We start from the raw sequence: 1,883 nt of genomic DNA, 5'->3' as shown, positions 1-1,883 counted from the left end.
TCCACGTCCTCGCCGCCGTCACTTTTTGCATTAACTGTCAACGGCCCCGTGAGGGCTTGCGCGGTCTGTGGCGTGTTATTAGGCTCCTTCTCCGCAAGCTCAGGCCACTGTCCCACAACCACATAGCCCGGCTCCGAGCTTCCTAGGGGTGTGGCGACCCGAAAGGCATAGCGCCCCGGCGGCAGTCCTGGCGCAAGTGCGAGTGTCGCGGTGAGCTTGCTATCCGGGTTCTTCGCGCCCGCCGCAGGCGTCTCTGGCTTGATCATGGCAACCGTGATGCCTGGATTCTCAAAGAGCAGCGCCGTGCCGTAGCCAATATTCACTCCCGCGATAACACACTCCACGCTCGTGCCACGCTGGCCGCCGGTGGGCACGACGGAGCGCACTTTGGGCCGCAGCGTCTGCGCGGTGGCGGGGAGAGTCAGGAGCAAGGTGCTGATTATGCCCAGGACGGTTAACGTCCGGGCTATGGGACGCATTCGCATGGACGGTAAACGTCCCGCTATGGGGCGCATTCGCGCCGCCTCCTCGTGCCTCGTCGGTAAAAATCGCCGAAGGCGCGGCGGAACGCCCCATAGCCCCTTGATTTCCATGAGGGAACCAAATTTTAGAGAGGCTCTCATTTTGTCGAGAAGCTCCCCTCTAATTTATTGGGATCGAGATTCCAGAGAAAGACCTGGCCATCCCAAGTTCCCGCTGCGAGGCGCTTTTTATCCGGGCTGAAGCGCACGGCGTAGCACCAGTCTTTGGGGTCGCTAAACGTGGCTGTCGTGCCGCCACTGCCCACGTTCCAGATTCGAATGGTTTTGTCCCCCGAGGCCGTCGCGGCGAGCTGCCCATCGGCACTTACCGTGACCGAGAAGATACTCTGCCCGTGGCCACCGAAGTTGCGGACATGGCCGCCACTCTCCGGGGCGATGTTCCAGAGCTTGGCGAGCTTATCCGTGCTGACACTTAAGAGCTGGCCTCCAGGGGTGAAGCACAGATCCGTAACGGGCTCGTCGTGTGCTCCGAGCGAATAGAGACGCTTACCACTGGCGACCTCCCAGATCTTGACACTTTTATCATTGCTAGACGAGGCGAGGAGCTTACCGCTGGGCGAGAACGCCACTCCAGAGACAGCATCAGCGTGATCGCGTAGGGTCTGGCTGAGCTTGCCCGTGGCAGCTTCCCACAGCTTGATGCTACGATCCACGCTTGCGGAGGCAATCAGCTTGCCATCGGGCGAGAACGCGACTCCATGGACGGTGTCGGTATGATCGCCAAACACGAGCGTCTCTTTGCTATCGGGGATGCTCCAGAGTCGCACCTGGCCAATCGCGCCGGACATCCCGCCGCCTGCTGCGAGCCACTTGCCATCCGGAGAGAATGCCAGCGAGCGCACCGTGTCCAGATGCCCACTCCAGGTCTTGAGAACCGTTCGGCTCACCGGGTCACAGAGCAGCACGCGCTGGTAGGTTCCGACGGCCAGGAGCTTACCATCGGGGGAAAATGCCAGTGCATTCACAGGTGCCGCGATGCCGAGAGTCTTACCCACAGGCTTGGGAACGGGCATGACGGTTGCCACTGTTGCCACTTTTACAACTGTGGGAGCTTTTGTACCCGTAATCGCCACCGTGTCCAGCTTCGCTCCCGCATCTATCCAGCGCCGGATGATCTCGATATCGGGCTGCTTCAGCCCCGAGCCGGGCGGCATAATAGGTTTTTGCACTCCGGTGAGCATCCGTACCAGGCGGCTCTGGTCACTCTTGCCGGGGATAATCGCAGCACCCGCCTTCCCGCCTTTCATCAGGGCGGTGTACGAGTCCACGGAAAAGCCTGCTGTGGGAAGCTGGGCGCTATGGCACCCAAGGCAGGCAGTGCGTAAGATCGGGACGACCTCA

The 1,883-nt window shown here is 61.1% G+C and carries 1 protein-coding gene and 1 pseudogene; both read right to left on the bottom strand.

Annotated elements, in window-relative coordinates:
• A pseudogene (locus ACH2EH_RS08220) lies at positions 1–485 on the bottom strand (hypothetical protein); the annotation flags it as partial.
• Between the two features lie 134 nt (positions 486–619).
• On the bottom strand, positions 620–1,883 hold a 1,264-nt coding region (locus tag ACH2EH_RS08215; RefSeq protein ID WP_395140651.1), incomplete at its 5' end, for a c-type cytochrome domain-containing protein.

The sequence above is a fragment of the Armatimonas sp. genome (genome assembly GCF_043760365.1).
Classification (GTDB): domain Bacteria; phylum Armatimonadota; class Armatimonadia; order Armatimonadales; family Armatimonadaceae; genus Armatimonas.
Note: the sequence above shows the minus strand (reverse complement) of the source record. Positions and strands in the feature narration are given on the sequence as shown.